The sequence below is a fragment of the Streptomyces phytophilus genome (assembly GCF_013870535.1).
GTDB classification, from domain to species: domain Bacteria; phylum Actinomycetota; class Actinomycetes; order Streptomycetales; family Streptomycetaceae; genus Streptomyces; species Streptomyces phytophilus.
This window is the reverse complement of sequence record NZ_JACBXC010000852.1, coordinates 1-2,684: the sequence shown is the minus strand read 5'-3', so window position 1 is coordinate 2,684 and position 2,684 is coordinate 1. Positions and strand designations below refer to the sequence as shown.

Annotated in this window: 3 protein-coding genes; all 3 read left to right on the top strand. The window is 73.1% G+C overall.

Annotation, left to right across the window (positions count from 1 at the left end; genetic code table 11):
• Nucleotides 1-367 (top strand): PIG-L deacetylase family protein (locus tag H5J30_RS26205; protein WP_374101027.1); only part of this gene is annotated, 367 nt, incomplete at its 5' end.
• Nucleotides 368-370: 3 nt separating this feature from the next.
• Complete coding sequence (locus tag H5J30_RS26200; protein ID WP_181789807.1) at nucleotides 371-1,396, top strand: NAD-dependent epimerase/dehydratase family protein; 1,026 nt, start codon at nucleotides 371-373, stop codon at nucleotides 1,394-1,396.
• A gap of 17 nt (nucleotides 1,397-1,413) precedes the next feature.
• Nucleotides 1,414-2,667: a DUF4910 domain-containing protein gene (locus H5J30_RS26195; protein WP_181789808.1), complete on the top strand. Its 1,254-nt coding sequence runs from the start codon at nucleotides 1,414-1,416 to the stop codon at nucleotides 2,665-2,667.
• Nucleotides 2,668-2,684: the final 17 nt, after the last annotated feature.

Below are 2,684 nucleotides of genomic sequence, written 5' to 3'. Positions count from 1 at the left end.
CGAGGAACTGCGCGGGCGGACCGAGCCGGGGGTGGTGCTGGCGCCGCGCACCGACGACGCGCACCAGGACCACCGCGGCCTGGCGAAGCTGATCACCACCGCGTTCCGCGACCACCTCGTGCTCGGCTACGAGATCGTCAAGTGGGACGGCGACCTCGGCCGCCCGGTCGCGTACCAGCCGCTGTCGGCGGAGACCGCGGAACGCAAGGTGCGACTGCTCCAGGAGCACTACGCCTCGCAGCGGCACCGGCCCTGGTACGACCGGGAAGCCTTCCTCGGCCTCGCCCGGATCCGCGGCATCGAATGCCACGCGCACTACGCCGAGGCGTTCGCCGTCACCAAACTCACTCTCAACCTGGGGGGTTGAACCGTGCGCGTACTGCTCACCGGGCACCAGGGATATCTGGGCACCGTCATGGCCCCGCGGCTCCGCGCCGCCGGGCACGAGGTCGCCGGGCTCGACGCCGGGCTCTTCGCCGACTGCGTGCTGGGCCCGCCGCCCGCGGACCCGCCGGGCCGGCAGGTGGACCTGCGCGACGTCACGGCCGCGCACCTGGCCGGGGTGGACGCCGTGGTCCATCTGGCCGCGCTGTCCAACGACCCGCTGGGATCGCTGGCGCCGGAGCTGACCTACGACATCAACCACCACGCGTCGGTACGACTAGCGCGGCTGGCCCGCGACGCCGGAGTGCGGCGCTTCCTGTACGCCTCAACCTGCTCGGTCTACGGCGCCGCCGGCGGCGGCGAACTGGTCGCCGAGGAAGCGCCGCTGCGCCCCGTGACCCCGTACGCGGAGTCCAAGGTGCGGGTGGAGGACGACCTGCACGCGCTGGCCGACGGCGACTTCAGCCCGGTGTACATGCGCAACGCCACCGCCTTCGGCTTCTCGCCCCGGCTGCGCGCCGACATCGTGCTGAACAACCTGGTGGGTCACGCGCTGCTGTCCGGCGAGGTGCTGGTGCTCTCCGACGGGACCCCCTGGCGCCCGCTGGTGCACGCCGCCGACATCGCGCGCGCCTTCACCGCCGCGCTGGCCGCCCCCCGGGAGGCGGTCCACGACCGGGCGTTCAACATCGGCAGCGAGTTCAACAACGTCACCGTCGCCGAGATCGCCGAGCAGGTCGCCGCGGCGGTCCCCGGCTCGCGGGTGGTGATCACCGGGGAGACGGGCGCCGACCCGCGCTCGTACCGGGTGGACTTCTCCCGGTTCCGCACCGCCCTGCCCGGCTTCGACTGCGAGTGGACGGTGAAGCAGGGCGCGCTCGAACTCGCCGACGCCTACCGCGCCCACGGGCTGACCCGCGAGGACTTCGAGCGGCGCTTCACCCGGCTCGCCGTGCTGCGCGAGGCGTCCGCGGCCGGGGCCGTGGACGCCACCTTGCGGCGGCGCCGGTGACCGCGGCGGGCGAGGAGATGTACGCGCTGGTGGAGCGGCTGTACCCGCTCTGCCGCAGCATCACGGGCGACGGGGTGCGCGCCACCCTGGAGATCGTCGGCGAGTACGTCCCGCTCCGGGTGCACGAGGTGCCGACCGGGACCCGGGTGCTCGACTGGACGGTGCCGCAGGAGTGGAACGTCCGGGACGCCTACATCGCCGACACCGCCGGGACACGCGTCGTCGACTTCGCCGCGTCCAGCCTGCACGTCGTCGGCTACAGCGTGCCGGTCTCGGCGACCCTGCCGCTGGCGGAGCTGCGCGGGCACCTGCACACCCTGCCGGACCAGCCGTCCCTGGTGCCCTACCGCACCAGCTACTACGAGCCGCGCTGGGGGTTCTGCCTCTCCCAGGACACCCTGGACGCGCTGCCGGACGGCGACTACGAGGTACGCATCGACTCCACCCTCGCCGACGGCCACCTCACCTACGCCGAGCACGTGGTCCCCGGGCAGACCGCCGACGAGGTGATCGTCTCCTGCCACGTCTGCCACCCGTCGCTGGCCAACGACAACCTGGCCGGCATCGCCGTAGCGGCGCTCCTGGCCCGCGCGCTGGGGGAGGGGACGCCGTACTACACCTACCGGTTCATCTTCGCGCCCGGCACCATCGGGGCGATCACCTGGCTGGCCCGCAACGCGGAGCGGGTGGAGCGCGTCAAGCACGGTCTCGTGCTGGCCTGCGCCGGCGACCGGGGGCAGCTGACGTACAAGCAGAGCAGGCGCGGCGACGCGGAGATCGACCGTGTGCTGCGGCACGTGCTGGCCGCCTCCGAACGCCCGCACCGCGTCACCGCGTTCACCCCCTACGGCTACGACGAGCGGCAGTACTGCTCGCCGGGATTCGACCTCGGCGTGGGCTCGCTCACCCGGACCCCGTACGCCGGCTATCCCGAGTACCACACCTCTGCGGACGATATGGACTTCGTCTCGCCCGAGGCGATGGCGGACACCCTCGCCGTCTGCCGCGAGGCGTTCGCCGTGCTGGACCGCAACCGGCGCTATGTCAACCTCAGCCCGTACGGCGAACCGCAGCTCGGCAGGCGCGGGTTGTACGACTCGCTCGGCGGGCGCAGCGACGCCCGGCAGGCGCAGATGGCCATGCTCTGGGTGCTCAGCCTCTCCGGCGGCGAGCACAGTCTGCTCGACGTCGCCGAGCGGTCGGGGCTGCCGTTCGACGCCGTCGCCGCCGCGGCCTGCGCCCTGGAGGGCGCGGGGCTGATCAAGGCGTGACGGCGATGGCGGAGGGT

Coding starts and splice junctions, on each gene's coding strand:
- H5J30_RS26195 (WP_181789808.1), top strand. CDS start 1,414: ATGTACGCGCTGGTGGAGCGGCTGTACCCGCTCTGCCGCAGCATCACG.